General features: G+C 64.3%; 24 protein-coding genes and 1 pseudogene. 16 read left to right on the forward strand and 9 right to left on the reverse strand.

The window, feature by feature from the left end:
- Positions 1–47: 47 nt before the first annotated feature.
- Genes ACT6QU_RS13845 through ACT6QU_RS13865 form a run of 5 tightly spaced genes read left to right on the forward strand, consistent with a single transcriptional unit; the run spans position 48 to position 2,952 of the window.
- On the forward strand, positions 48–581 hold the full coding sequence (locus ACT6QU_RS13845; RefSeq protein ID WP_444564926.1) for a DinB family protein: 534 nt from the start codon (positions 48–50) through the stop codon (positions 579–581).
- Positions 581–2,167 (forward strand): FAD-dependent oxidoreductase, encoded by a 1,587-nt coding sequence (locus tag ACT6QU_RS13850; protein WP_444564927.1) that lies wholly within the window; start codon positions 581–583, stop codon positions 2,165–2,167. The genes ACT6QU_RS13845 and ACT6QU_RS13850 overlap by 1 nt, the downstream gene beginning before the upstream one ends.
- Positions 2,164–2,361 (forward strand): DUF2783 domain-containing protein, encoded by a 198-nt coding sequence (locus ACT6QU_RS13855; RefSeq protein ID WP_444564928.1) that lies wholly within the window; start codon positions 2,164–2,166, stop codon positions 2,359–2,361. Before ACT6QU_RS13850 ends, ACT6QU_RS13855 begins: the two co-directional genes overlap by 4 nt.
- A gap of 19 nt (positions 2,362–2,380) precedes the next feature.
- Positions 2,381–2,635, forward strand: a complete 255-nt coding sequence (locus ACT6QU_RS13860) for a BrnT family toxin (RefSeq protein ID WP_444564929.1) — start codon at positions 2,381–2,383, stop codon at positions 2,633–2,635.
- Complete coding sequence (locus tag ACT6QU_RS13865) at positions 2,623–2,952, forward strand: BrnA antitoxin family protein (protein WP_444564930.1); 330 nt, start codon at positions 2,623–2,625, stop codon at positions 2,950–2,952. The genes ACT6QU_RS13860 and ACT6QU_RS13865 overlap by 13 nt, the downstream gene beginning before the upstream one ends.
- A gap of 6 nt (positions 2,953–2,958) precedes the next feature.
- Here the strand turns inward: ACT6QU_RS13865 and hppD are convergent, their stop codons facing one another.
- A complete protein-coding gene (gene hppD / locus ACT6QU_RS13870; RefSeq protein WP_444564931.1) occupies positions 2,959–4,071 on the reverse strand; it encodes a 4-hydroxyphenylpyruvate dioxygenase in 1,113 nt (370 codons plus the stop codon).
- A 114-nt stretch (positions 4,072–4,185) separates the two neighbouring features.
- Here hppD and ACT6QU_RS13875 point away from each other — a divergent pair, with 114 nt between their 5' ends.
- The 6 genes from ACT6QU_RS13875 (at position 4,186) to ACT6QU_RS13900 (ending at position 8,515) form a co-directional block, all read left to right on the forward strand.
- Positions 4,186–4,656, forward strand: coding sequence for an Lrp/AsnC family transcriptional regulator (locus ACT6QU_RS13875; protein WP_444564932.1), 471 nt, complete (start codon positions 4,186–4,188; stop codon positions 4,654–4,656).
- 125 nt (positions 4,657–4,781) lie between these two features.
- A complete protein-coding gene (locus ACT6QU_RS13880; protein WP_444564952.1) occupies positions 4,782–5,819 on the forward strand; it encodes a TRAP transporter substrate-binding protein in 1,038 nt (345 codons plus the stop codon).
- 217 nt (positions 5,820–6,036) lie between these two features.
- A complete protein-coding gene (locus ACT6QU_RS13885; protein ID WP_444564933.1) occupies positions 6,037–6,567 on the forward strand; it encodes a TRAP transporter small permease in 531 nt (176 codons plus the stop codon).
- A complete protein-coding gene (locus tag ACT6QU_RS13890) occupies positions 6,564–7,886 on the forward strand; it encodes a TRAP transporter large permease (protein WP_444564934.1) in 1,323 nt (440 codons plus the stop codon). Before ACT6QU_RS13885 ends, ACT6QU_RS13890 begins: the two co-directional genes overlap by 4 nt.
- 58 nt (positions 7,887–7,944) lie before the next feature.
- Positions 7,945–8,205: a CopG family ribbon-helix-helix protein gene (locus ACT6QU_RS13895; protein WP_444564935.1), complete on the forward strand. Its 261-nt coding sequence runs from the start codon at positions 7,945–7,947 to the stop codon at positions 8,203–8,205.
- On the forward strand, positions 8,198–8,515 hold the full coding sequence (locus tag ACT6QU_RS13900) for a type II toxin-antitoxin system RelE/ParE family toxin (protein WP_444564936.1): 318 nt from the start codon (positions 8,198–8,200) through the stop codon (positions 8,513–8,515). The genes ACT6QU_RS13895 and ACT6QU_RS13900 overlap by 8 nt, the downstream gene beginning before the upstream one ends.
- 3 nt (positions 8,516–8,518) lie before the next feature.
- On the opposite strand, the gene ACT6QU_RS13905 is transcribed toward ACT6QU_RS13900, so the two are convergent.
- From ACT6QU_RS13905 to ACT6QU_RS13940, 8 genes are all read right to left on the reverse strand, one after another.
- Positions 8,519–8,857 carry a TIGR01244 family sulfur transferase gene (locus ACT6QU_RS13905; RefSeq protein WP_444564937.1) on the reverse strand — a complete coding sequence of 113 codons (339 nt, stop codon included), beginning with the start codon at positions 8,855–8,857 and terminating at the stop codon, positions 8,519–8,521.
- 79 nt (positions 8,858–8,936) lie between these two features.
- On the reverse strand, positions 8,937–10,079 hold the full coding sequence (locus tag ACT6QU_RS13910) for an acyl-CoA dehydrogenase family protein (protein ID WP_444564938.1): 1,143 nt from the start codon (positions 10,077–10,079) through the stop codon (positions 8,937–8,939).
- A gap of 183 nt (positions 10,080–10,262) precedes the next feature.
- A complete protein-coding gene (gene pimC, locus ACT6QU_RS13915) occupies positions 10,263–11,465 on the reverse strand; it encodes a pimeloyl-CoA dehydrogenase large subunit (protein ID WP_444564939.1) in 1,203 nt (400 codons plus the stop codon).
- Between the two features lie 171 nt (positions 11,466–11,636).
- On the reverse strand, positions 11,637–12,818 hold the full coding sequence (locus tag ACT6QU_RS13920) for an acetyl-CoA C-acyltransferase (RefSeq protein ID WP_444564940.1): 1,182 nt from the start codon (positions 12,816–12,818) through the stop codon (positions 11,637–11,639).
- A 10-nt stretch (positions 12,819–12,828) separates the two neighbouring features.
- On the reverse strand, positions 12,829–14,451 hold the full coding sequence (locus ACT6QU_RS13925; RefSeq protein ID WP_444564941.1) for an AMP-binding protein: 1,623 nt from the start codon (positions 14,449–14,451) through the stop codon (positions 12,829–12,831).
- Complete coding sequence (locus ACT6QU_RS13930; protein ID WP_444564942.1) at positions 14,448–16,535, reverse strand: 3-hydroxyacyl-CoA dehydrogenase NAD-binding domain-containing protein; 2,088 nt, start codon at positions 16,533–16,535, stop codon at positions 14,448–14,450. Before ACT6QU_RS13930 ends, ACT6QU_RS13925 begins: the two co-directional genes overlap by 4 nt.
- Positions 16,536–16,703: 168 nt before the next feature.
- Entirely contained in the window at positions 16,704–17,489 is a 786-nt protein-coding gene (gene pcaD / locus ACT6QU_RS13935) for a 3-oxoadipate enol-lactonase (protein ID WP_444564943.1), read from the reverse strand.
- Between the two features lie 78 nt (positions 17,490–17,567).
- Positions 17,568–18,617 (reverse strand): enoyl-CoA hydratase/isomerase family protein, encoded by a 1,050-nt coding sequence (locus ACT6QU_RS13940; protein WP_444564944.1) that lies wholly within the window; start codon positions 18,615–18,617, stop codon positions 17,568–17,570.
- Between the two features lie 327 nt (positions 18,618–18,944).
- Between ACT6QU_RS13940 and ACT6QU_RS13945 the strand changes: the two genes are divergently transcribed.
- The 5 genes and pseudogenes from ACT6QU_RS13945 to ACT6QU_RS13965 all read left to right on the forward strand — a co-directional run bounded on the left by ACT6QU_RS13945 (position 18,945) and on the right by ACT6QU_RS13965 (position 23,026).
- Entirely contained in the window at positions 18,945–20,477 is a 1,533-nt protein-coding gene (locus tag ACT6QU_RS13945) for an acyl-CoA carboxylase subunit beta (protein ID WP_444564945.1), read from the forward strand.
- Between the two features lie 9 nt (positions 20,478–20,486).
- The gene (locus tag ACT6QU_RS13950; RefSeq protein WP_444564946.1) at positions 20,487–20,723 is read left to right on the forward strand and encodes a DUF4160 domain-containing protein; all 237 of its coding nucleotides are present in this window, start codon (positions 20,487–20,489) and stop codon (positions 20,721–20,723) included.
- On the forward strand, positions 20,704–20,982 hold the full coding sequence (locus tag ACT6QU_RS13955; RefSeq protein WP_024589044.1) for a DUF2442 domain-containing protein: 279 nt from the start codon (positions 20,704–20,706) through the stop codon (positions 20,980–20,982). The genes ACT6QU_RS13950 and ACT6QU_RS13955 overlap by 20 nt, the downstream gene beginning before the upstream one ends.
- Positions 20,983–21,022: 40 nt before the next feature.
- Positions 21,023–22,490: pseudogene (locus tag ACT6QU_RS13960) on the forward strand (acetyl-CoA carboxylase biotin carboxylase subunit); the annotation flags it as partial.
- On the forward strand, positions 22,472–23,026 hold the full coding sequence (locus ACT6QU_RS13965; RefSeq protein WP_444564953.1) for a biotin/lipoyl-containing protein: 555 nt from the start codon (positions 22,472–22,474) through the stop codon (positions 23,024–23,026). The pseudogene ACT6QU_RS13960 and the gene ACT6QU_RS13965, both read left to right, overlap by 19 nt.
- Positions 23,027–23,115: the final 89 nt, after the last annotated feature.

Here is a 23,115-nt window from a genome sequence, read left to right on the forward strand (position 1 = left end):
GGTGGGGGTATTGAAGCCCGCAAGCTTTAAAGAGAGGAGGCGATCACGTGACCAATCTACCGCGACATTTTTCCGCCATGGCGCGCAACAATCGCTGGTCAAACCACGTCCTCCTGCGCGCATGCGCAAATCTCGACAGCGTGGCCTTCACCGCAACCCGCACCTCCTTCTTCCCCTCCATCGCCGCGACGCTCTCACACAACCACTTCGTCGACCTCTACTACATCGACGCGCTGGAAGAGGGCGGACGCGGAGAGCGGGTCTATGACGACGAGATCGTGTTCGCCCACGCATCCGAACTTGCGCCGCTGCAAAAGGCGGCGGATGAGCGGCTGATCGCATTCTGCGACCGGCTCTCGGATGACGACACCGAGCGGACGGTTGTCACGGATCGCGGCCACAAGGGGCAATTCCCCGAGCGCATCGACGATCTCCTCGCTCATCTCTTCCAGCACCAGATTCACCATCGCGGACAGGCCCATGCAATGCTTGCCGGCACCGATGTGAAGCCGCCGCAACTCGACGAATTCTTCCTCACCTTCGAGCGCGACCCCGAAATCCGCCGCATGGGGCTCGCCTGATGCCGCGCTACCAGTACCAGCCGTTCGAATACAAGACGCCGCCGGAACTCTCCGGCGAGGCGGGTGCACGCAGGAAGATCGTCATCGTCGGCGCCGGGCCGGTGGCCCTCGCTGCGGCGATCGACTGCGCGCTGCACGGCATCGAATGCGTGGTGCTGGACGACAACGACGTCGTCTCGCTGGGCAGCCGCGCGATCTGCTGGTCGAAGCGCACGCTGGAGATTATGGACCGCCTCGGCATCGGCGAGCGCATGGTCGAAAAGGGCGTGACGTGGAAGGTGGGGCGGTTGTTTCACCGCGACCGCGAGGTCTGGAATTTCGACCTCCTGCCCGAGCCCGGCCACAAGATGCCGGCTTTCATCAACCTCCAGCAATATTACGTCGAGCGGTATCTGGTCGAACGCGCGGCCGAGTTTAAGGACCTGATCGACCTCAGATGGAAGAACCGTGTGACGGGTGTCGAGCCATCCGCCGACGGTGTGCGTGTTTCGGTCGAGACGCCGGACGGCACCTACGAAATCGAGACCGACTGGCTGCTCGCCTGCGACGGGGCACGCTCGCCGGTTCGCGCGATGATGGGCCTCGATTTCGCCGGCCGCGTCTTCGAGGAACGGTTCCTGATCGCCGATGTCGAGATGAAAGCGGATTTTCCGCCGGAGCGCTGGTTCTGGTTCGAGCCGCCCTTCCACAAGGGACAGTCCGCGCTTTTGCATAAGCAACCGGACGACATCTACCGCATCGATCTGCAACTTGGCTGGGACGCCGATCCGGAGGTGGAGAAGCGGTCCGAAAACGTCATCCCGCGCATCGAGGCGATCGTCGGCCATCGCGATTTCACGCTCGACTGGGTGTCGGTCTACACCTTCCAGTGCCGCCGGCTCGACCGTTTCGTCCATGGCCGCGTCGTCTTCGCGGGCGATAGCGCGCACATCGTCTCCCCCTTCGGCGCGCGCGGCGGCAATGGCGGCATCCAGGACGTCGACAATCTCATCTGGAAGTTGGCGATGGTGGTGAAGGGCGAGGCACCCGAAAACCTCAGCGCCACCTATGATGAAGAGCGCATCCACGGCGCCGACGAGAACATCCTGAACTCCGCACGCGCGACCGGCTTCATGACACCCAAAAGCGAGATGGAACGCATCTTCCGCCACGCGGTGCTCGACCTTGCCGGCGAGCACGAATTCGCGCGGCGGTTGGTGAATTCGGGACGCCTGTCGCGGCCCTGCTCGCTGGCGGGGCTATCGCTGCAAGGCCAGGGGGAGGGCGTCGGGCAGGCGATGTCCGATGCGCCGGTAAAAGGCGGCTGGCTGCTCGACCATTTCGGCGGACGCTTCGCGGTGATGGCGGTCGAGGCGGATCTGCCGGACGGCCTGCCGGCGGAAATCGACCGCATCGTCGTTACCACTGACTGGTCGCGACGGGGTGACACAACGACGTTGATCGATGCCGAGGGGCTGGTCGCGAAACGCTACGGCGCCGGCACGGTCTGGCTGGTCCGGCCCGACCAGCATCTGGCGGCACGGTTCGACAATCCGTCGGTGGCGGAGATCGTCGCTGCATATGAGCGCGCGAGGGGGATGGTATGAGCGAGATCGGCGAGGACCGGCTGGGTGCAGCGGGTGACGATGTCTACGCCGCGCTGATGGCCGCGCATGACGGGCTGAGCCTGGAAGAAAGCACGCGGCTGAATGCCAGGCTTGTGTTGCTGTTAATGAATGAGGTCAGCGACACTAAGCGTATCAAGGCGGCGATTGGGGCTGCGAAAAAGTTGACGACGTGAATTTCGGTAGTTACATTTAATGCAGATCGTGTGGGACGAACCCAAGCGGATCAAGAATTTGCGCAAGCATTTGCTGGACTTTGCGGACCTTGACCCAACGTATTTCGATCGAAGCGTGGTTACGGCTGCCAGAGACGGACGCTTCAAGGCGACTACAAATTGGCAAGGTCACGACATGACCGTGGCATTCCGGCCTTTAGGACGTGAGGCGATCTCGGTGATCTCAATGCGACCCGCAAGTTTTGCCGAAAGGAAGCGAATATGGCGCGGCTGAAGGTGAATGATCAAATTCAGAACGAGCCGGAAAACTGGACGGATGCTCAAGAGGCCGACCTTCTTCGCAAAATTGCAGACGATCCTGATGATTGGGTGTCGACGGACGAAGAACTAAGGCAGGCTCGCCCCTTCGCCGAAGTTTTCCGGGAACTGGCTGCGAGCATTGAGCGTAGCCGTGGCCGACCTTCGGTCGAAAACCCAAAAAAACAGGTGACCTTGCGGTTGGACGGCGATGTGATCGAGACATTCCGCGCTTCCGGCCCAGGCTGGCAAAGCCGCATGAACGCGGCTTTGCGGAAGGCTGCAGGGCTATAAGACGAACTATTCCGCCGCCTCGACCTTGATCACGCCGCGCCTGATCTGGTCTTCCTCGATGCTCTCGAACAGGGCGCGGAAATTGCCTTCGCCGAAGCCTTCGTCGCCCTTTCGCTGGATGAACTCGAAAAAGATCGGGCCGATCACGGTTTTCGAGAATATCTGCAGCAGGATCTTCGTCGTGCCGCCGTCAAGCACGCCTTCGCCGTCGATCAGGATGCCGTGCTTTTTCATGCGGTCGATCGGCTCGTCATGGCCGGCGACGCGCTCGTGGCTCTTTTCGTAATAGGTTTCGGGCGGCTTCGGCATGAATTTCAGGCCGTTGGCGTCGAGCCTGTCGGTGGCATCAAAGATGCCGTCCGTGCCGACCGCGATGTGCTGGATGCCTTCGCCCTTGTACTTGCGCAGATATTCCTCGATCTGGCTCGTCTCGTCCTTGGACTCGTTGAGCGGAATGCGGATCTTTCCGCAGGGGCTGGTGATCGCGCGGCTCATCAGGCCGGTGATGCGGCCGTCGATGTTGAAGAAGTGGATCTGCTTGAAGCCGAACAATTCGCGGTAGAAGGCCCACCACTTGTCCATGTTGCCGCGAAAGACGTTGTGGGTGAGGTGGTCGAGATAGTAGAAGCCGACGCCTTCGGGCTTCGGGTTTTTTTCGCCCAGCCACTCGAATTCGGCCTCGTAGGCCGAACCGCGGTCGCCATACGTCTCGACGAAATAGAGAAGCGAGCCGCCGATGCCGACGATGGCGGGCACGTCGAGCGTCTTGTCGTCGCCCTCATAGGGCGTCGCGCCCTTGGAGACGGCGTGGTCAAATGCGTGTTTCGCATCGACGACGCGCCAGGCCATGGCGGGAGCGCAGGGGCCGTGCTCGTCGACGAAGCGCATCGCGTGCGAGCCGGGTTCGGCATTGACGACATAGTTGATGTCGCCCTGCCGCCAGACGTCGATCTTCTTGGTCCTGTGGGTCGCGACCTTGGTGTAACCCATGCGCGTGAAGAGTTCGGCGAGCTTTTCGGGCTCGGGATGCGCGAACTCGACGAACTCGAAACCGTCGGTGCCGGCGGGGTTGGCGCGGGTGATCTCGGCGGGCGGCGCGTCGTGCGGGAAGGGACCCATTTCATCCTCCTGAATTGATTGGCCCGATCCTACGCCGAAGGTCGTGCAAGCGGCTTGCATTCTGATGCGCGAAATGGGCAAGTTATGCACGAGGCATGCATGGATGGTGAGCAGATGGCTGATATCGACCTTGTAGACGCATTCGATCGCAAGATACTCGCGCTTTTGCAGACGGATGCGCGGCTGACGAATAACGACCTTTCCGAACGCGTCCACCTCTCACCCTCGCAATGCTCGCGGCGACGACAGCGGCTGGAGGAGGCCGGTTTCATCAAGGGATACCGTGCGACGCTCGACCGCGACCGGCTCGGCTTTCCGCTGGTCAACGTCATCTCGGTGACGCTCGCCACCCACAACCGCGATAATGCGCAGCGCTTTTCCGAGCTTCTGGCGCGTCTGCCGCAGGTGCAGGAGGCCTACGCGCTGACGGGCGAGATGGACTATTTCCTCAAGGTCGTCACGCCCGACCTGAAGTCGCTCGCCGACTTCGTCAACGAAGTGCTCCTGCCGCATGAATCGGTGCAGCATGTGAAGACGGCGATCGTGCTGCAGACGTTGAAGGAGACGGATGCGTTGCCGCTCTAACGTGTTACGAAAATGACGCGTGACGGCTCTTTATTGTTACATAAATCCATGTAGGATCGCTGCCTGAAGACCGGTTATCGTGGGAGAGCGGCCGGTCCGCAGCATCAGGGAGGAAATCGATGCAGATGAAGTCTTTCAGGGCGGCGCTCGCCGCCGGTGTGCTGGCCTCGGCGACGTGGCTGGCCGGTTCCACATCCGCACTGGCGCAGGAGGTGACGCTGCGGCTGCACCATTTCCTGCCGGCGCAGGCCAACGTGCCGACCCACGTCCTCGACGTCTGGGCCGACAAGATCGAGGACGCTTCCGGCGACCGCATCAAGATCGAGCGTTATCCGGCCATGCAACTCGGCGGCACGCCACCGCAGCTTTATGACCAGGCCGCCGAGGGCACGGTCGACATCGTCTGGACGCTGCCCGGCAACACGCCCGGCCGTTTCCCCTCCGTCGAGGTCTTCGAACTGCCCTTCATGATGACCAATGCCGAGGCGACGTCGCGCGCCTATTGGGACATCTTCGACGCCAGGCTGCGCGACACCGAATTCGCCGACACGCACATTCTCGGCACCTGGGTCCATGGGCCCGGCATCATCCATTCCAAGGAGCCGGTCGAGACGATGGAGGATCTGTCGGGCATGACGGTCCGCGCGCCGACACGCGTGATCACGGCACTCCTGACCGAGCTTGGCGCCAATCCGATCGGCATGCCGATCCCGCAGGTGCCCGAGGCGCTGTCGAAGGGCGTGATCCAGGGCGCGGTGGTGCCGTGGGAGGTCACGACCGCGCTGCGCGTTCCCGAACTGGTCGACAACCACACCGAATTCGGCGGCGACCACGCGCTCTATACCACGACCTTCGTGCTGGCGATGAACAAGGCCAAGTATGACAGCCTGCCGGACGATCTGAAGGCGATCCTCGACGAGAATTCGGGCGCCGAGTTCTCGGCCTTCGCCGGCCGCACCCAGCAGGAATACGACGCGCCGGGCCGCAAGCTGGCCGAGGGCAACAACATCATCGAACTGTCGGCCGAGGAATCGGCCAAGTGGCAGGAAGCCGCGCAGCCGGTGATCGACAACTGGGTCGCCGAGATGGACGGCAAGGGCATCGAAGGGCAGGCGCTGCTCGACGAGGCGCGCGGTCTGATCGAGAAATACACCGCCGAATAGGTGAGGCGTTGCGTGGAGCGGAAGCCGTGGGTTTCCGCTCCGCGCGTCTTTCCTTTTCCGCCTCGTGGGTGCACGGTCGGCATGGCGGCGGGACAACCGCCGTCAGCTTGATTCTCAACGTTATGTTCTATAACAATCCGCCTCAGGGAGTTCGTTGCTCCAGGCTTGGCACGGCTGTAGCCTGCCTGCCGGAGCGGTGTTGATGAGGGAGGAGAGGATGAACCTCTCGCGATTCATGGCGGGGCTTGCACGCGGGCTGGCGATCATCGGTGGGCTGGCGCTGGTGGCGATCACGGTCATCACCGTGGTCTCGATCACCGGGCGCGGGCTGACGGCGTTCGGGCTGAGGCCGGTGCCGGGCGATTTCGAGCTGGTCGAGGCGGGCACCGCCTTCGCCGTCTTCGCCTTCCTGCCCTGGTGTCAGTTGACGCGCGGCCACGCGACCGTCGACGTCTTCACGAGCTTCCTGTCGCCGGCCATAAACCGGGTCATCGATCTCGTTGCAGAACTGCTGATGACGGCGGTGATCGTTCTCATCGCGCTGCAGCTCTGGCGCGGCATGTGGGACAAGATCCGCTACCAGGAAACGACCTTCATCCTGCAGTTCCCCGTCTGGTGGGGCTTTGCGGCGGCGATGGCGGCGGCGTGCGTCGCGGTCGTCATCTCGATCTACGTCCTTATCGTGCGCGTGCAGGAAGTGCGGACCGGCCGCACCATTCTCGGTCCCGGCCAGGGAGCAGTCCATTGAGCAATCTCGAACTCGGCCTCTGGTCGTTCCCGGCGCTCCTCTTCCTGATCTTCCTGCGCATTCCGATCGCGCTTGCCATGCTGGTGACGGGCCTCATCGGCACCTATCTCATCATGGGCTCGCCCGCGCCGATCCTGTCGCGGCTGAAGGGCGAGACCTATTCGACCTTCTCCAGCTATTCGCTGTCGATCATCCCGCTGTTCCTGCTGATGGGCCAGTTCGCCTCGCTTGGCGGCATGTCGCAGTCGCTGTTCAACGCCGCCAATTCCTGGCTCGGCCACCGCAAGGGCGGCGTCGCCATGTCGGCCATCGGCGCCTGTGCCGGGTTCGGGGCCATCTGCGGTTCTTCGCTGGCGACGGCGGCCACCATGGCGCAGGTCGCTCTGCCCGAACTCAAGCGCTACGGCTATTCTGGCGCGCTGGCAACGGGAACGCTTGCGGCCGGTGGTACGCTCGGCATCCTGATCCCGCCTTCGGTGGTCCTGGTCATCTATGCCATCCTCGCCGAGCAGAACATCGCCAAGCTCTTCGTTGCCGCCTTCATTCCCGGCATCCTCGCGGCTATCGGCTACATGATCGCAATCGCGATCTATGTCCGCCTCTATCCCGACTCCGCCGGATCGAGCGAGCGCCAGCCCTATGCCCAGCGCTTCCGCGCATTGTTCGACGTCTGGCCGGTGTTGCTGGTGTTCATCGCCGTCGTCGGCGGCATCTATACGGGCTGGTTCACGCCCACCGAGGCGGCCGCCGTGGGCGCTGCCGGCACGGGTCTCATCGCATGGGTCAGTGGCGGGCTGACGCGCAGGACGCTGATCGATTCCATCCTGATGACGGCGTCGGCGACGGCCATGATCTTCTTCATCGTCTTCGGCGCGGCGTTCTACAATTCCTTCCTGGCGCTTTCGCAGATGCCGGTCGCTGCCGCGACGTTCATCACCAGCCAGGGCTTCGAGCCGATGATGGTTCTGATCGGCATCCTGTTCTTCTACGTCGTGCTCGGCTGCTTCATGGATTCGCTGTCCATGATCCTCCTGACGATCCCGATTTTCTTCCCGATCGTCTCGGCCCTCGATTTCGGCCTCGGGCCGGAAGAGTTCGCGCTGTGGTTCGGCATCCTCGTCCTGATCGTCGTCGAGGTGGGGCTGATCACGCCGCCGGTGGGCATGAACCTCTTCGTCATCAACTCGATGGATCGATCGACGCCCATCATGCAGACCTACAAGGGCGTCATGCCCTTCGTGATGAGCGACATGTTCCGCACGATCATCCTCCTGGCCTTCCCGGTGATCACGCTGTTCCTGGTGCGGGTGCTGTACTGAGCATGGCTGACATGTCTCCAATTTGTGATACGGTGTATTACAAATTGGAGGTGCCGCAATGACCAAGCCCCCCTTGTCCGATCCGATCGCCATGAGGCTTCCGGAAGACATGCTGTCGGCGATCGAGGAGATCGCGCAAACCTGCGACCGTTCCCGCAGTTGGGTGATCGTCCGGGCGCTGAAATTCTATTTGGCGTCCGAAGGCGCGGATATTCTGGCGGTCAGTGCCGGTCGCAAACAAGCCGATGCTGGCGCGAGCGAGGACATGGACAAGGTCCTGCGCGAGGTAAGCGAACTCGTCGGACGGCGCGTTGCCTAGGGTTCGCCTGTCGGCCCAGGCAGCGGACTATCTGAAGGCGGACGCGCACTATCTGCGTCAGCACAGCAGGAGCGCCGCCGAAGCTTTCGTGATGCGGATGCAGGAGGCGCGCGTCAACCTCGCCCGTTTTCCCGACATCGGACTTGGAAGCGGACGATTGCCCGTGCCGGGCGCACGCCGGCTGATCGTCGGCGACCATGTTATCGACTACGAAGTTTCAGATGATGTCATCACGGTGCTGGCGATCCGGCATGGCCGCCAACAGCCACCTGATTTCGAGCCGGACGAAGATTTCGACTACGAAGCCTGAGACCTACAGCCCCATCTGCTGGATCGCGGCGTGGAGGTTGGCGCATCGGGTGCCGGAGCGGCAATAGGCGAGGACGGGCTTGGGCAGTTCCTTCAGGAGCGCGGCCTGGTCGCGGGCGTTGTCCTCGGTCATCTGGCCGGAGATCACCGGCAGATGGCGGAAGGCGAGGCCGGCTTCCTCGGCGGCCTTGCGGATGATTTCGACCGACGGCTGGCCGGGGTCCTCGTCGTCGGGGCGGTTGCACACGATGCTCTTGAAGCCCGCGCCGGCGATGAGCGGCACATGCTCGACACCGATCTGCGGGGAGACCGAATAGTCCTCGGTGATCTGGCGGATTTGCATGTCTCGTCTCCTGCGGGTGCCTGTCGGGGCCGCAGATGTGGCATGGCCGGCCGCACGAGGCAACCGGCCATGAAAAGGCTTACGCAGCCTCGAACAGCCCTTGCCCGCGGGCAAGCGCGCGCAGGTGGAAGTCGGCGTCGCCGAACTGCGTGTCGATCATCGTCATGCGCTTGAAATAGTGCCCGACGGCATATTCCATCGTCATGCCGACGCCGCCGTGAAGCTGGATCGCATTCTCGCCGCACACGCGCCCTCCGCGCCCGATCTCGGCCTTGGCCGCGTGCATCGCCTGCGCGCGCGCCGCCGCATCGTCGCTGCCCGCCATCATCGTGGCGTAGAGCGTGATCGAGCGCGCCTGCTCGATGGCGACGAACATGTCGACGGCGGCGTGCTGAAGGACCTGGAAGGCACCGATCGGCACGCCGAACTGCTTGCGGACCTTGAGATAGTCGACCGTCAATTCCTGCATCGCCGACATCACGCCGATGGATTCGGCCGACAGGGCCGCGATGGCGCCGTCGATGGTTTTCTTCAGCGCCGAAAGCCCGGTGGCCGGATCGCCCAGCGCTTCGGCGGCCACGTTGTCGAGGCTGAGTTCGGCCGCGCGCGCGCCGTCCTGCGTCGGGTATCCGCGCCGCGTCAGGCCTTCGGCGGAAGCATCGACGAGGAAGAGGCCGATGCCGTTTTCGTCGCGCACGTCGCCGGCCGTGCGGGCGACGACGATGATTTTATCGGCAGCCTCGCCATGGAGCACGACGCTCTTCTGGCCGGTAAGCCGCCAGTGGTCGCCGTCCTTCACCGCCTTCGTCTCGACATGGTGGAGGTCGTAGCGCGAATTGCGCTCGGTATGGGCGAGGGCGAGCTTGAGCGAACCCTCGGCGATCTGCGGCACGAGTTCGGCTCGCTGGTCGGCGGAAGCGGCCGCCTTGAGCGCGCCGCCGCCGAGGATAACCGTCGCGAAATAGGGCTCGAGCGCCAGCGCGCGACCGAGCGATTCCATCACGATCATGGTCTCGACCGGCGTGCCGTCGAGCCCGCCATCTTCCTCCGAAAAAGGCAGCGCCATCAGCCCCATCTCGGCATAGGCGTTCCACATCTCGGCGCTGAAGCCGGCGGGATCGGCCATGTATTTCTTGCGCTGCTCGAAGCCGTAGGAGTCTTTCAAGAGGCGGTCGAGAGAGTCCTTGAGCATGGATTGCTCGTCGGAAAGGTCAAAGTCCATGGTAGCTCCTGAATGTGTCTGCCGTTAGCGCCCTATGGCGCCCCCCTCTGGCCTGCCGGCCATCTCCCCCGCATGGGGGGAGATTAGTCTCGTCGTCGACACCGCGTGATCTCCCCCCTCGCGGGGGAGATGCCCGGCAGGGCAGAGGGGGGCAACGTCGAGCGCCTGCATGGCCGAGCGTCATCACAACCCCAGCACCGCCTTGGCGATGATGTTCTTCTGGATCTCGTTCGAGCCGCCATAGATCGAGACCTTGCGGAAGTTGAAATAGCCTGGCGCGGCGGTGGCGGCGTAGTCGGGTTCGATCGGCAGCTCGTTCGAGCCGTCCATGTCGCCCGAATGGAAGGGCATGGCGTGCGGGCCCATGACCTGCATCAGGAGATGCGTGGTCGCCTGCTGGATTTCCGAACCCTTGATCTTGAGGATCGAGGACGCCGGGTCCGGCTTGCCGGTATTGCCGCGCTTGGCATCGGCCGCAACGACGCGCAGCTGCGTCAGCTCCAGCGCCTTCAAATCGATCTCGACCGAGGCGAGCTTTTCGCGGAAGCGCTCGTCCTCGATCAGCGGCCGGCCGGACGACATCTCCTTCGCCGCCAGTTCGCGGATGCGCGCGAGCCGCTGCTTCGACATGCCGACGCGGGCGATGTTGATGCGCTCGTTGCCGAGCAGGAACTTGGCATAGTCCCAGCCCTTGTTCTCCTCGCCGACGAGGTTTTCGACCGGCACCTTCACGTCGGTCAAGAACACCTCGTTGATCTCCCGCCCGCCATCGATGGTGACGATGGGGCGGACCTCGATGCCCGGCGTCTTCATGTCGATCAAAAGGAACGAGATACCGGACTGCTTCTTGGCGTCCGGATCGGTGCGCACGAGGCAGAAGATCCAGTCGGCATATTGGGCGAGCGTCGTCCAGGTCTTCTGGCCGTTGACGATGTAATGGTCGCCGTCCCGCACGGCTTTCGTCTTGAGCGAGGCGAGGTCGGAGCCGGCGCCCGGTTCGGAAAAGCCTTGGCACCACCAGTCGTCGAGATTGGCGATGCGCGGCAGATAATGCGCCTTCTGCGCCGCGTTGCCGAAGGTATAGATGACCGGCCCGACCATGTTGACGCCGAAGGCGAGCGGCTGCGGCGCCGGCCATTTCTGCGTCTCTTCGAGGTAGATGTATTGCCGCATCGGGTCCCAGCCCGTGCCGCCATATTCCGCCGGCCAATGCGGCACGGCCCATCCCTTCTCGTTGAGAATGCGCGACCAGGTGACGAGGTCGTCCTTGTCCATGTGCTCGCCGTCGATCAGTTTCTGGCGGATCTCGGCCGGCAGCTTGTCCTTCAGGAACTGGCGCACCTCGTCGCGGAAGGCGAGTTCCTCGGATGTGTAGCGAAGGTCCATGTATATCTCCTTCTAAGCGTTGCGCAGACCCCCACTCCGGCCTTTCAGGCCACCTCTCCCCCTCAGAAGGGGAGAGGAAACGCCGGCCGCATGCTCGATCCCTTCCTCTCCCCTGGGCAGGGGGAGAGGTGCCGGAGCGAAGCGGAGGCGGAGTGGGGGTGCTTCATGCGATCAAACGATCTCGAACAGTCCCGCCGCGCCCATGCCGCCGCCGACGCACATGGTCACCACGGCATATTTGACGCCGCGGCGCTTGCCTTCAATGAGGGCGTGGCCGGAAAGCCGCGCGCCGGACATTCCATAAGGATGACCGAGCGCGATGGCGCCGCCATTGACGTTGAGCTTGGCCGGATCGATGCCGAGCTTGTCGCGGCAGTAGATGACCTGCACGGCGAAGGCCTCGTTCAGTTCCCAAAGGCCGATGTCGTCGACGGTGAGGCCGTGGCGTTCGAGCAGGCGCGGCACGGCGAAGACGGGGCCGATGCCCATCTCGTCGGGCTCGCAGCCGGCGACGTTGAAGCCGCGCATGATGCCGAGCGGGGTCAGCCCGCGGCGCTGCGCTTCCTTGTCGCTCATCATGACGTGGGCCGACGCGCCGTCGGAAAGCTGGCTGGCATTGCCGGCCGTGATCGTGCCGCCCTCGCGCACCGGCTTCAGGCCGGCAAGGCCCTCGGCGGTGGTCTCGGCGCGCGGACCTTCGTCATGGGCGATCTCGACGTCGCGATGCGAGATTTCCTTGGTCTCCTTGTCGACGACGGCCATGCGGGTCTTCATCGGCGCGATCTCGTCCGCGAACTTGCCCGCCTCACGGGCGGCGGCGACGCGACGCTGGCTTTCGAGCCCGTATTCGTCCTGTTGCTCGCGGGTGATGCCGTAGCGCTTGCCGACGTTTTCGGCGGTGTCGATCATCGGCAGATAGACGTCGCCGACCGAGCCCGTCAGCGACTTGTCGACGAGGCGGAAGGTGTTGCGGTGGTCGTTCTGGACGAGCGAGATGGATTCGACGCCGCCGGCGATGCCGACCGGCACGCCGTCATTGCGGATGGCGTTGGCCAGAAGCGCCATGGACTGCATGCCCGACGAGCACTGCCGGTCGATCGTGGTGCCGGCTGCGGTGACGGGAAGCCCGGCGACGAGCGCGGCGCGGCGCGCGACGTTGAGGCCGGTCGTGCCCTCCTGCATCGCGCAGCCCAGGATCACGTCCTCGATCTCAGCCCCATCGACCTTTGCGCGCGAAAGCGCGTTGCGGATGGCGTGGGCGGCAAGGTCCGCGCCGGCCGTGTCGTTGAAGCCGCCGCGATAGGCCTTGCCGATCGGCGTTCTGGCGGTCGAGACGATGACTGCGTCTGTCATGAATTCCTCCTCATTGGGCGGCCTTGAGCGCCGCCTCCTGTTTCAGTTCGAGCTTTGACAACTTGCCGACGGGCGTGCGCGGGAGCGCCGGGCGGATTTCGAGCGCGCCGGGCAGTTCGTGCGGCCCGATCTTGCCTTTCAGGAAGGCGCGCAAGCTCTCGAGAGTCAATTCCGGCGCGCCGTCTTGGAGCTTGGCGAACACTTTCGGCGTCTCGCCGCGATAGGCGTCGGGAATGCCGATGACCAGCACTTCCTCGACGTCGGGATGGGTGTAGACGGCCTGCTCGATCAATTGCGGATAGACGTTGAAGCCGCCGCAGATGATCATGTCCTTCTTGCGGTCGACGATGGTGAAGAACCCGTCGCCGTCCATGAAGCCGATATCGCCGGTCAGGAACCCGCCATCGGAAAAGATCGTGTCGTTGTCGCCCTCGCGGCCCCAGTAGCCGGACATCACGTTCGGCCCGAAGATACGCAACTCGCCCGTCTCGCCGGCCGGCAGCACGCGGCGCGGATCGTCGAGCGCGACGATATCGACATAGATGCCCGGCAGCGGCACGCCGATCGTGTCGACGCGGTCCGGATGGGTGACTGGGATGTTGGTGCCGGCGGGCGACGTCTCGGTCATGCCCCAGCCGCCGAGAATGTCGTGGCCGGTGGCGCGCTTCAATTTGCGCGCCACCTCGACGGGAAGCGGCGCGCCGCCCGACGCGCAGTAGCGCAGCGAGGAGAGGTCGCGCTTTTCGAAGCCCGGCGTCGCGGCGATGGCGATCCACATGGTCGGCACGCCCGGAAAGCTCGTCGCGCCGGCCTCGATTTCGGCCAGCGCCGTCTCGGCGTCGAAGCGGGTGTGGAGGAGGAGCGTTAAGCCGTTCTTCACCCCGCGCAGCATGACGGCGGTCAGCGCATAGATGTGGAAGAGCGGCAGGAAGAGCAACACGCGGTCCTCTCCCGGCCGGATAAGGCCATGAGCGGAAAACCAGGCATCGTAGCTGGAGACGGCGGCCGAAAGGTTCGCATGCGTCAGCATCGCGCCCTTGGGCAGGCCCGTCGTCCCGCCCGTATATTGCAGCACCGCGAGGTCGCCGGCCTCGACATGGGGGAGGGCGGCGATACTGCCCATCTCTATGCCGTCCCATTTCGGCCCCGCGCCGTCGAGCGCCGCATCACTGCCGACGATGACGCGCTCGACCAACCCTGCCTCACGCAGCGCCTCGGCCTTGGCCGACAGCCCGCCGAGATCGGTCGTTATGATCGCCCGCGCGCCGCTGTCGGCGATCTTGTGCTTCAGCACGATCTCGCCGTCGAGCGGCGACAGATGCACGACGGTCAGCCCCGCCTTCAGCGCGCCGAAAAAGGCGATCGGATGGTAGAGCGTGTTGGGCAGGAGAAGCGCAATGCGCTCGCCCTTGGCAAAGCCCGCCGCTGCAAGCGCGCTCGCAACGGCGTCGACCTCGCGCGCCAGGTCGCGATGCGAAAAGTCCCGCCCGCGAAAGACGAAGGCCGCCTTGTCGCCCCAAATGGCCGCCGAGCGCTCGACCAGCTCGTGCACCGGATAGGTGTCGAGCGGCACGTCCGGCGAGAGGCCCGCCGGATAGATGCCTTTCCAGGGCGCGTCGGCGAGCCGGGTCATGCCGCCTTCTTTTTCGGCGCGGTGAAGCCTGCGCCTTCCTCGGCGAGGCGACGTAGGAGCGCGGACGGCTTGAAGACGTCCTTGCCGGTCTTGCCGTGCCAGTGGTCGAGCCGCTCGACGATCTTCTTCAGCCCGACCGTATCGGCATAGAACATCGGCCCGCCCTTGCCGATCGGGAAGCCGTAGCCGTTGGTCCAGACGATGTCGATGTCGGACGGCCGCGCGGCGATCTCCTCCTCGAGGATCAGCGCGCCCTCGTTGATCAGCGGATAGAGCGTGCGCTCGGTGATCTCCTCGTCGGAAATCTCGCGGCGGTTGACGCCCTTCTCCCGCGCCTTGTCCTCGATCAGCTTTTCGACGTCCGGATCGGTCTTCGGCGCGCGCGACCCGGCCTCATAGAGATAAAAACCCTTGCCGGTCTTCTGGCCGAAGCGTCCCTGTTCGCAGAGCGCATCGGCGATCGCCGCCGTCTTGCCGAGCGCCTTGCGGTTGCGCCAGCCGATGTCTAGGCCGGCAAGGTCGCCCATCGCGAACGGGCCCATCGGCCAGCCGAAATCTGTGAACACCTTATCGATCTGCGCCGGCGTCGCGCCTTCCATCAAAAGGTCCTCGTTTTCTGCCGAACGGGCCGAAAGCATGCGGTTTCCGACGAAGCCGTGACAGACGCCGACGACCACCGGCACCTTGCCGATCTTCTTGGCGACGGCAAGCGCGGTGGCGAGCACGTCCGGCGCGGTCTCGGCGCCGCGCACGATTTCGAGCAGCTTCATGACGTTGGCGGGCGAGAAGAAATGCAGGCCGACAACGTCCTGCGGGCGCGAGGTGGACGCCGCGATCTCGTCAACATCGAGATAGGAGGTATTGGAGGCGAGGATCGCGCCGGGCTTGGCGACCTGGTCGAGCTTGCCGAACACCTCCTTCTTCACCGACATCTCCTCGAACACGGCCTCGATGATCAGGTCGCATTCGGCAAGATCGGCATAGTCGGTGGTCGGCTTGAAGGCGGCGAGACGCTGCTCCTTCGCCTCGGTCGTCAGCGAGCCGCGCTGGACGGAAATGTCATAGTTCTTCGCGATGGTCGCGAGGCCACGGTCGAGCGCTTCGCGGTTCATCTCCAGCAGCGTCACCGGAATGCCGCCATTGACGAAGGACATGGCGATGCCGCCGCCCATCGTGCCCGCGCCGATGACGCCGACGCGCGCGACCGGGCGCGGCTTCACGTCGCCGTCGACGCCCTTGACCTTGGCCGTCTCGCGCTGCGCGAAGAACAGATGGCGCTGGGCCTGCGACTGGACGCCCTGCACCAGATCGAGGAAGAACTGCCGTTCGGCCTTGAGCGCGGCGTCGAAATCCATGGTGATGGCATTGCGGACCGCCTGCGCGCAGGCGACCGGCGCGTCGAGCCCGCGCGCCTTCTTCTTCACTTCACCGACCGCGGCGTCGAAGGCGGCCATGTCGACATTCTCGATCCTGTCCGTGCGGTCGCGCACGGCGACGAGCTTTTCGCCGATCTTCGAGCGCGCGAAGGCGATGGCGGCCTCGACCAGATCGCCATCCGCAATCTCGTCCACGACGCCGAGCTTCAACGCCTTGTCGGCCGAAATCGGATTTCCGGTGGTGATGATCTTCAACGCTTCGACGGGCCCTGTCAGACGCGGCAGCCGCACCGTGCCGCCCGATCCGGGCAGGATGCCGAGCTTGACTTCGGGCAGGCCGACCAGCGCCGACTTGACCGCGACGCGGTAATGGCAGGAAAGCGCAAGTTCGAGCCCGCCGCCGAACGCCGTGCCGTGGATGGCGGCGATGGCAGGCTTCGGCAGGGTTTCGAGCAGGCGACACAGTTCGGGCAGCGACGGCGAGGCGAGCGCCTTGGGCGAGCCGAACTCGGTGATGTCCGCGCCCGAGATGAAGGTGCGGCCCGCGCAGGCGATGACGATCCCCTTGACGGCATCATCGTCGCGCGCGCTTTCGATCGCGGCGAACAGCGGCTCGCGCAGATGATGGCTGAGCGCGTTGACGGGCGGGTTGTCGAGCGTGATGACGGCGATCTCGTCCGCGCGCGTCAACTTTACATATTCGGTCATGGTGCTTCCTTGTCAGTTCAGCGCTCCGTCGCGCCCCCCTCTGTCCTGCCGGACATCTCCCCCGCGAGGGGGAGATCACATGGTGTCGATGACGAGAGTAATCTCCCCCCATGCGGGGGAGATGTCCGGCAGGACAGAGGGGGCAACGTAGAGCGCTTCCTTCGCATGTCAGTTCTGCGTCACAAATGTCTTGATGAGCCGCGCCGTCTCTTCCGGCTTCTCGATGCACGGCAGATGCCCCGCGCCCTCGATGATCTCGAAGCGCGACCCGGCCACCAGATCGGCCGTCGAGCGCACGAGGTCGGGCGGTGTCGAGCCGTCCTGGTCGCCGACGATGCACATCAGCGGCATCTTGAGCGCGGCGGTGGATTGGGTCAGGTCGGCATCGCGCAGGGCCGCGCAGGTGCCGGCATAACCGTCGACCGTGGTGCGGGTCAGCATGGCGGTATAGCCGACGAAATCGGCATTGTCGGCGCGGCGGTAGGTGGGCGTGAACCAGCGCTCCATGATGGCGTCCGACATCGCACCGATGCCCTTCGAGGTCACCGTGTCGATGCGCTGGTTCCACATCTCAGGCGTGCCGATCTTGTGCGCGGTGTCCATCAGGACGAGGGCGGAAACGAGGTCGGGACGCTTGGCCGCGAGGCCCTGCGCGATCATGCCGCCGACCGACAGGCCGACGACGCTCGCCTTCGTCACGCCGAGTTGATCGAGCAGAGCGGAGAGGTCGCCGACATGGTCGTCGAGCTTGTAGGGCGCAGGCGTCGCTTCCGAAAGGCCGTGGCCGCGCTTGTCATAGAGAACGACGCGGAACGCATCGCCGAGAAGCGCGACGACATCGTTCCAGATACGGAAATCGGTGCCGAGCGAATTGGAAAAGACGAGCACCGGCGCCGTTTGCGGGCCGCGGACTTCGTGATGCAGGACTACGCCGTTGACGCGCGAAAACGCCATCCCGGACCTCCCTTCCGGTTTGAACATACCGCAAAGTATGTCGCAAGCGCGGGCCGCGTCAACGGCGCGCGCCGAAATTCACGCGCGATCGAGCCCGGTCAGGTCGAGTTCGCCGGGCAGCGGCGCGAAGTAGGCGTCGATATCGGCATCGCTCACCTCGGCGAGGGTCGCCGGGCGCCAGTCGGGCCGGTTGTCCTTGTCGATGATGACCGCGCGCACGCCCTCGAAGAACTCATGACCCTCGACGACGCGGGAGACGATCCGGAATTCGATCTTCATGCACGTCTCGAAATCCGCCTTCGCGCCCTCCTGCATCTGGCGCAGCGCGATCTTGAGGCTGGTCGGCGATTTCGTGCGGATGATCGATGCCTGCTTCGCAGCCCATTCGCCGCCATCGCCGTCGAGCGCGGCGAGAATGGTTTCGACCGTATCGCCGGCGAAGCAGCGCTCGATCGTCGCGGCGAGATCGGGGAGCGTCGCTCCTTCAGGCGAGGCGGCGAAGGGGGCGAGGGCGTCATCCGGCGCGGCGCCGTCCGCAAGCGCAGCCTCGATCGCGTCGAAGCGCTCGGTGGGCGCGGCATGGGTGGTCAGGCCGCACCACAGCGCATCGGCCTGGCCGAGCCGCGCGCCGGTGAGCGCCAGCCAGGTGCCGATCCGGTGCGGCAATCGCGGAAGGAAGTATGTGCCGCCGACATCGGGAAAGAGGCCGATGCCGGTTTCGGGCATGGCGAACATCAGTTTCGAGCCGCCGACGCGGTGGCTGCCGTGGAAGGACACGCCGACCCCGCCGCCCATCACGATGCCCTCGATCAGCGCGACATAGGGTTTCGGATACGTCTTGATGAAGGTGTTGAGCCGGTATTCCTCGCGATAGAAATCGCGGATCGCCGGGTTCTTCTGCTGGCCCCAGTCATAGAGCTGGCGAATGTCGCCGCCGGCCGAAAACGCCCTCTCACCCGCCGCCTTGACGACGATTGTTTCGATCGCGGGATCGTTCTCCCATTCGATCAGCTTCGCGTGGAGTTCGCCGACCATCAGCCGGGTCACCGCGTTCAGCGCCTTCGGGCGGTTCAGCGTAACGATGCCGGCCTTGCCGCGCGTTTCGAACAGGATTTCGGCCTCGGACATCTTCACCTCCACTGCGTCGTCAGACTAAGGGTGAATAGCCGGTTCGCCCATCGGTGGCTATGCGCAGCGGATGTGCAGAAAACGACGTGCGCGCATCGAGCGCAACCCGGCTTTCTGCTCTTGATCGTTCGAAGGTCCGGGAATTGTGGCAAGAAGCGTTGTGCGCGTATCGACCAATGACGGCCGGGCCACCGGGCGAAAATCGCGCCGCTGTCTCCGCCCGCCCTTCCCACGACGGGAAATCGCCGCTAATCGGAATGACCGTGAATTGAGGGAGGAGTTTGCGATGGCGATGTCCTTGCCCGGATGTGAGGGGAAGTCCCGCTGATGCGCGCAGTTCTCGAACAGTTGGAGGAGCGGCGCGGTCAGGCGCGGCTCGGCGGCGGCCAGAAGCGCATCGACGCGCAGCACGCCAAGGGCAAGCTCACCGCGCGCGAACGCGTCGAGGTGCTGCTCGATGAGGGTTCGTTCGAGGAATACGACATGTATGTCGTGCACCGGACGACCGATTTCGGCATGGCCGAGCAGAAATTCTCCGGCGACGGCGTTGTGACAGGCTGGGGCACGATCAACGGCCGACTCGTCTACGTCTTCTCCCAGGATTTCACCGTCCTCGGCGGCTCGCTCTCCGAGACCCACGCTCAGAAAATCTGCAAGATCATGGACATGGCGGTGCGCAACGGCGCGCCGGTCATCGGCCTCAACGATTCAGGCGGCGCGCGCATCCAGGAAGGCGTCGCCTCGCTCGGCGGCTATGCCGACGTCTTCAAGCGCAATGTCGACGCGTCGGGCGTGGTGCCACAGATTTCCGTCATCATGGGCCCCTGCGCCGGCGGCGCGGTCTATTCGCCGGCGATGACCGACTTCATCTTCATGGTGCGCGATTCATCCTACATGTTCGTCACCGGCCCGGACGTCGTGAAGACCGTGACGAACGAGATCGTCACGGCCGAGGAACTCGGCGGCGCAAGGACGCACACGCAGAAATCCTCGGTCGCTGACGGCGCCTTCGACAATGACGTCATCGCGCTGGAGGAAGTGCGCCGGCTGTTCGACTTCCTGCCGCTCAACAACCGCGAGAAGCCGCCCGTTCGCCCGTTCCACGACGACCCGGCCCGTATCGAGGACCGGCTCGACACGCTGATCCCCGACTCGGCCGCCAAGCCCTACGACATGAAGGAACTGATCCACGCGCTCGGCGACGAGGGCGAGTTCTTCGAGATTCAGGAAGCTTTCGCCCGCAACATCATCACCGGCTTCATGCGCATGGAAGGCCAGACGGTCGGCGTCGTCGCCAACCAGCCGATGGTGCTCGCCGGCTGCCTCGACATCGATTCATCGCGCAAGGCCGCGCGTTTCGTGCGCTTCTGCGATGCCTTCTCGATCCCGATCCTGACGCTGGTCGACGTGCCGGGCTTCCTGCCGGGCACGGCGCAGGAATATGGCGGCGTCATCAAGCATGGCGCAAAGCTGCTCTTCGCATACAGTCAGGCGACCGTTCCGATGGTCACCCTCATCACCCGCAAGGCCTATGGCGGCGCCTACGACGTCATGGCCTCCAAGCACATCGGCGCCGACGTCAACTACGCCTGGCCGACGGCCGAGATCGCCGTGATGGGCGCCAAGGGCGCGACCGAAATTCTCTACCGCTCCGAACTCGGCGACCCGGAAAAAATCGCCGCCCGGACGAAAGAATACGAGACCAACTTCGCCAATCCGTTCAAGGCCGCCGAGCGCGGCTTCATCGACGAAGTGATCATGCCGCATTCCTCCCGCAAGCGCATCGCGCGCGCCTTCGCCATGCTGCGCTCCAAGAAGCTGGAGCAGCCATGGAAGAAGCACGACACGATCCCGCTTTAGGGGCGGGTGATGCCGACCGTCTTCGAATGGAAGGGATGGAAGTTTCTATTCTATAGTGACGAAGGCACGGAGCCGCCGCATATCCACGCACGCAAGGATCGCAAGGAAACAAAGATTTGGCTCAAAAGCCTTGAGATAGCGCGAAACAAGCGGTGCACGGCGCATGAACTAGCCGCTCTCGCGAATATTGTAGAAGAGCATCAAAGCGAATTTCTGGAGCGATGGCATGAGCACTTTGGAAATTGACGAAGACCTGATCGAGCCCGTCGCCGCGCACTGCACGGACCACGACCTCGTGGTGACGCTTGCCGATGGCGTGAGGCTGGTCATGCCGCTCTGGTGGTATCCCCGTCTGCTGCGCGCCGGCGAGCGGGAACGCAACGAAATCGAGCTGTCGCCCTATGGCATTCACTGGCCGACAATCGACGAGGATTTGAGTGTCGAGGGAATGCTCAAAGGCCGCAAGGCACCTGATGCCGTGCCGCCGGCACAAGCCGCCGAATGACCACTTCACCTCCTTCTCCCGCGATGTGAGACCCAAAAGAATGTTCAAGAAAATCCTCATCGCCAATCGCGGCGAGATCGCCTGTCGGGTCATCAAGACGGCGAAGAAGCTCGGCATCGCGACCGTCGCGGTCTATTCCGACGCCGATCGCGATGCGCTGCATGTGAAGATGGCGGACGAGGCGGTGCATATCGGTCCGGCGCCGTCGAACCAGTCCTATATCGTCATCGACAAGATCATCGACGCGATCGCCAAGACCGGCGCCGATGCGGTCCATCCGGGCTATGGCTTCTTGTCGGAGAACCCGCTTTTCGCGCAGGCGCTGGAAAGGCAAGGCGTCGCCTTCGTCGGTCCGCCGGTGCGCGCGATCGAGGCGATGGGCGACAAGATCACGTCTAAGAAGCTCGCCGCCGAAGCGGGCGTCTCGACTGTGCCCGGCCATATGGGCCTGATCGCCGATGCCGACGAGGCGGTCAAGATTTCCACCTCGATCGGCTATCCGGTGATGATCAAGGCGTCGGCCGGCGGCGGCGGGAAGGGCATGCGCATCGCCTGGAACGACGCGGAGGCGCGCGAGGGCTTCCAGTCGTCCAAGAATGAGGCGAAGAACTCCTTCGGCGACGACCGCATCTTCATCGAGAAGTTCGTCACCCAGCCGCGCCATATCGAGATCCAGGTCTTGGGCGACCAGCACGGCAATGTCATCTATCTCGGCGAGCGCGAATGCTCGATCCAGCGCCGGAACCAGAAGGTCATCGAGGAGGCGCCGTCGCCATTCCTCGATGAGGCGACGCGCAAGGCGATGGGCGAGCAGTCGGTCGCGCTGGCAAAGGCCGTCGGCTATTTCTCGGCCGGCACGGTCGAGTTCATCGTCGATGGGGAGCGCAATTTCTACTTCCTCGAAATGAACACGCGCCTGCAGGTCGAGCATCCGGTAACCGAATTGATCACCGGCATCGACCTCGTCGAGGAGATGATCCGTGTTGCCGCCGGCGAGAAGCTGCGGATGGCGCAGGACGACGTCGAACTGAACGGCTGGGCGATCGAAAGCCGGCTTTATGCGGAAGACCCGTTCCGCAACTTCCTGCCGTCGATCGGCAGGCTGACACGCTATCGCCCGCCAGCCGAAGGCAAGCTGGATGACGGCACGATCGTGCGCAACGACACCGGCGTGTTCGAGGGCGGCGAGATCTCGATGTATTATGATCCGATGATCGCCAAGCTCTGCACATGGGCTCCTGATCGCCTCGCCGCCATCGACGCGATGAGCGCTGCGCTCGACGATTTCGAGGTCGAGGGCATCGGCCACAACCTGCCCTTCCTGTCGGCGGTGATGGAGCACGAGCGCTTCCGCGACGGCCGCCTGACGACCGCTTTTATCGCCGAGGAATTTCCCGAAGGCTTCCAGGGCGTCGCGCCGCAGGCCGCTGACGGCCGCGTCCTCGCCGCCGTCGCCGCCTTCGTCAATTGGCGCAGCCAGAAGCGCGACGTGCTGATTTCCGGCGGCATGGACAATCACCGCCGCGCCGTCGGGCGTGACTGGATCGTCGCGATGGGTGAGAGCGAATTCGAATGCCTCCTGCGCGAGGAGGGCGGCAAGGTGCTGGTCTCCTTCGGTCCCGACAAGGCGGTCGAGGTCAGGTCGGACTGGCTGCCCGGCAAGAGCCATGCGCGCTTCACCGTCGACGGCGAGCCGGTCGGCGTCAAGATCGATCGCGTCAATTCGGCCTGGCGCCTGCGCTGGAAGGGCATCGACGAGAAGGTTCATGTGCGCACCCCGCGCATTGCCGCGCTGGCGCGCCTGATGCCCGAAAAGCTGCCGCCGGACACCTCGAAGATGCTGCTCTGCCCGATGCCGGGCGTGATAACCTCGATCGCGGTCAAGCCCGGCGACACCGTCGAGGACGGCCAGCCGCTCGCCACCGTCGAGGCGATGAAGATGGAAAACGTCCTGCGCGCGGAGCGGCGCGGCGTGGTGAAGTCGGTCGCCGTGGAGGCGGGCGCGAGCCTGGCGGTGGACGAGATGATTTTGGAGTTCGAGTAGGGTCATGCTGAACCGTCTGCGCCTCTTCGCGCCCCCCTCTGTCCTGCCGGACATCTCCCCCGCGAGGGGGGAGATCAGCCAGTCGCAAA

This window comes from Aliihoeflea sp., from assembly GCF_052435475.1.
In the GTDB taxonomy this organism is placed as follows: Bacteria; Pseudomonadota; Alphaproteobacteria; order Rhizobiales; family Rhizobiaceae; genus Aliihoeflea.

What these genes read in the sequence shown, in the direction of transcription:
- ACT6QU_RS13920 (WP_444564940.1), bottom strand. Translation starts at nt 12,818, where the DNA reads ATGACAGACGCAGTCATCGTCTCGACCGCCAGAACGCCGATCGGCAAG.
- ACT6QU_RS13860 (WP_444564929.1), top strand. Translation starts at nt 2,381, where the DNA reads ATGCAGATCGTGTGGGACGAACCCAAGCGGATCAAGAATTTGCGCAAG.
- ACT6QU_RS13865 (WP_444564930.1), top strand. Translation starts at nt 2,623, where the DNA reads ATGGCGCGGCTGAAGGTGAATGATCAAATTCAGAACGAGCCGGAAAAC.
- pimC (WP_444564939.1), bottom strand. Translation starts at nt 11,465, where the DNA reads ATGGACCTTCGCTACACATCCGAGGAACTCGCCTTCCGCGACGAGGTG.
- ACT6QU_RS13925 (WP_444564941.1), bottom strand. Translation starts at nt 14,451, where the DNA reads ATGACCCGGCTCGCCGACGCGCCCTGGAAAGGCATCTATCCGGCGGGC.
- ACT6QU_RS13850 (WP_444564927.1), top strand. Translation starts at nt 581, where the DNA reads ATGCCGCGCTACCAGTACCAGCCGTTCGAATACAAGACGCCGCCGGAA.
- ACT6QU_RS13875 (WP_444564932.1), top strand. Translation starts at nt 4,186, where the DNA reads ATGGCTGATATCGACCTTGTAGACGCATTCGATCGCAAGATACTCGCG.
- ACT6QU_RS13950 (WP_444564946.1), top strand. Translation starts at nt 20,487, where the DNA reads ATGCCGACCGTCTTCGAATGGAAGGGATGGAAGTTTCTATTCTATAGT.
- ACT6QU_RS13905 (WP_444564937.1), bottom strand. Translation starts at nt 8,857, where the DNA reads ATGCAAATCCGCCAGATCACCGAGGACTATTCGGTCTCCCCGCAGATC.
- ACT6QU_RS13930 (WP_444564942.1), bottom strand. Translation starts at nt 16,535, where the DNA reads ATGACCGAATATGTAAAGTTGACGCGCGCGGACGAGATCGCCGTCATC.
- ACT6QU_RS13945 (WP_444564945.1), top strand. Translation starts at nt 18,945, where the DNA reads ATGCGCGCAGTTCTCGAACAGTTGGAGGAGCGGCGCGGTCAGGCGCGG.
- hppD (WP_444564931.1), bottom strand. Translation starts at nt 4,071, where the DNA reads ATGGGTCCCTTCCCGCACGACGCGCCGCCCGCCGAGATCACCCGCGCC.
- ACT6QU_RS13940 (WP_444564944.1), bottom strand. Translation starts at nt 18,617, where the DNA reads ATGTCCGAGGCCGAAATCCTGTTCGAAACGCGCGGCAAGGCCGGCATC.
- ACT6QU_RS13955 (WP_024589044.1), top strand. Translation starts at nt 20,704, where the DNA reads ATGAGCACTTTGGAAATTGACGAAGACCTGATCGAGCCCGTCGCCGCG.
- ACT6QU_RS13880 (WP_444564952.1), top strand. Translation starts at nt 4,782, where the DNA reads ATGAAGTCTTTCAGGGCGGCGCTCGCCGCCGGTGTGCTGGCCTCGGCG.
- ACT6QU_RS13885 (WP_444564933.1), top strand. Translation starts at nt 6,037, where the DNA reads ATGAACCTCTCGCGATTCATGGCGGGGCTTGCACGCGGGCTGGCGATC.
- ACT6QU_RS13910 (WP_444564938.1), bottom strand. Translation starts at nt 10,079, where the DNA reads ATGGACTTTGACCTTTCCGACGAGCAATCCATGCTCAAGGACTCTCTC.
- ACT6QU_RS13895 (WP_444564935.1), top strand. Translation starts at nt 7,945, where the DNA reads ATGACCAAGCCCCCCTTGTCCGATCCGATCGCCATGAGGCTTCCGGAA.
- pcaD (WP_444564943.1), bottom strand. Translation starts at nt 17,489, where the DNA reads ATGGCGTTTTCGCGCGTCAACGGCGTAGTCCTGCATCACGAAGTCCGC.
- ACT6QU_RS13855 (WP_444564928.1), top strand. Translation starts at nt 2,164, where the DNA reads ATGAGCGAGATCGGCGAGGACCGGCTGGGTGCAGCGGGTGACGATGTC.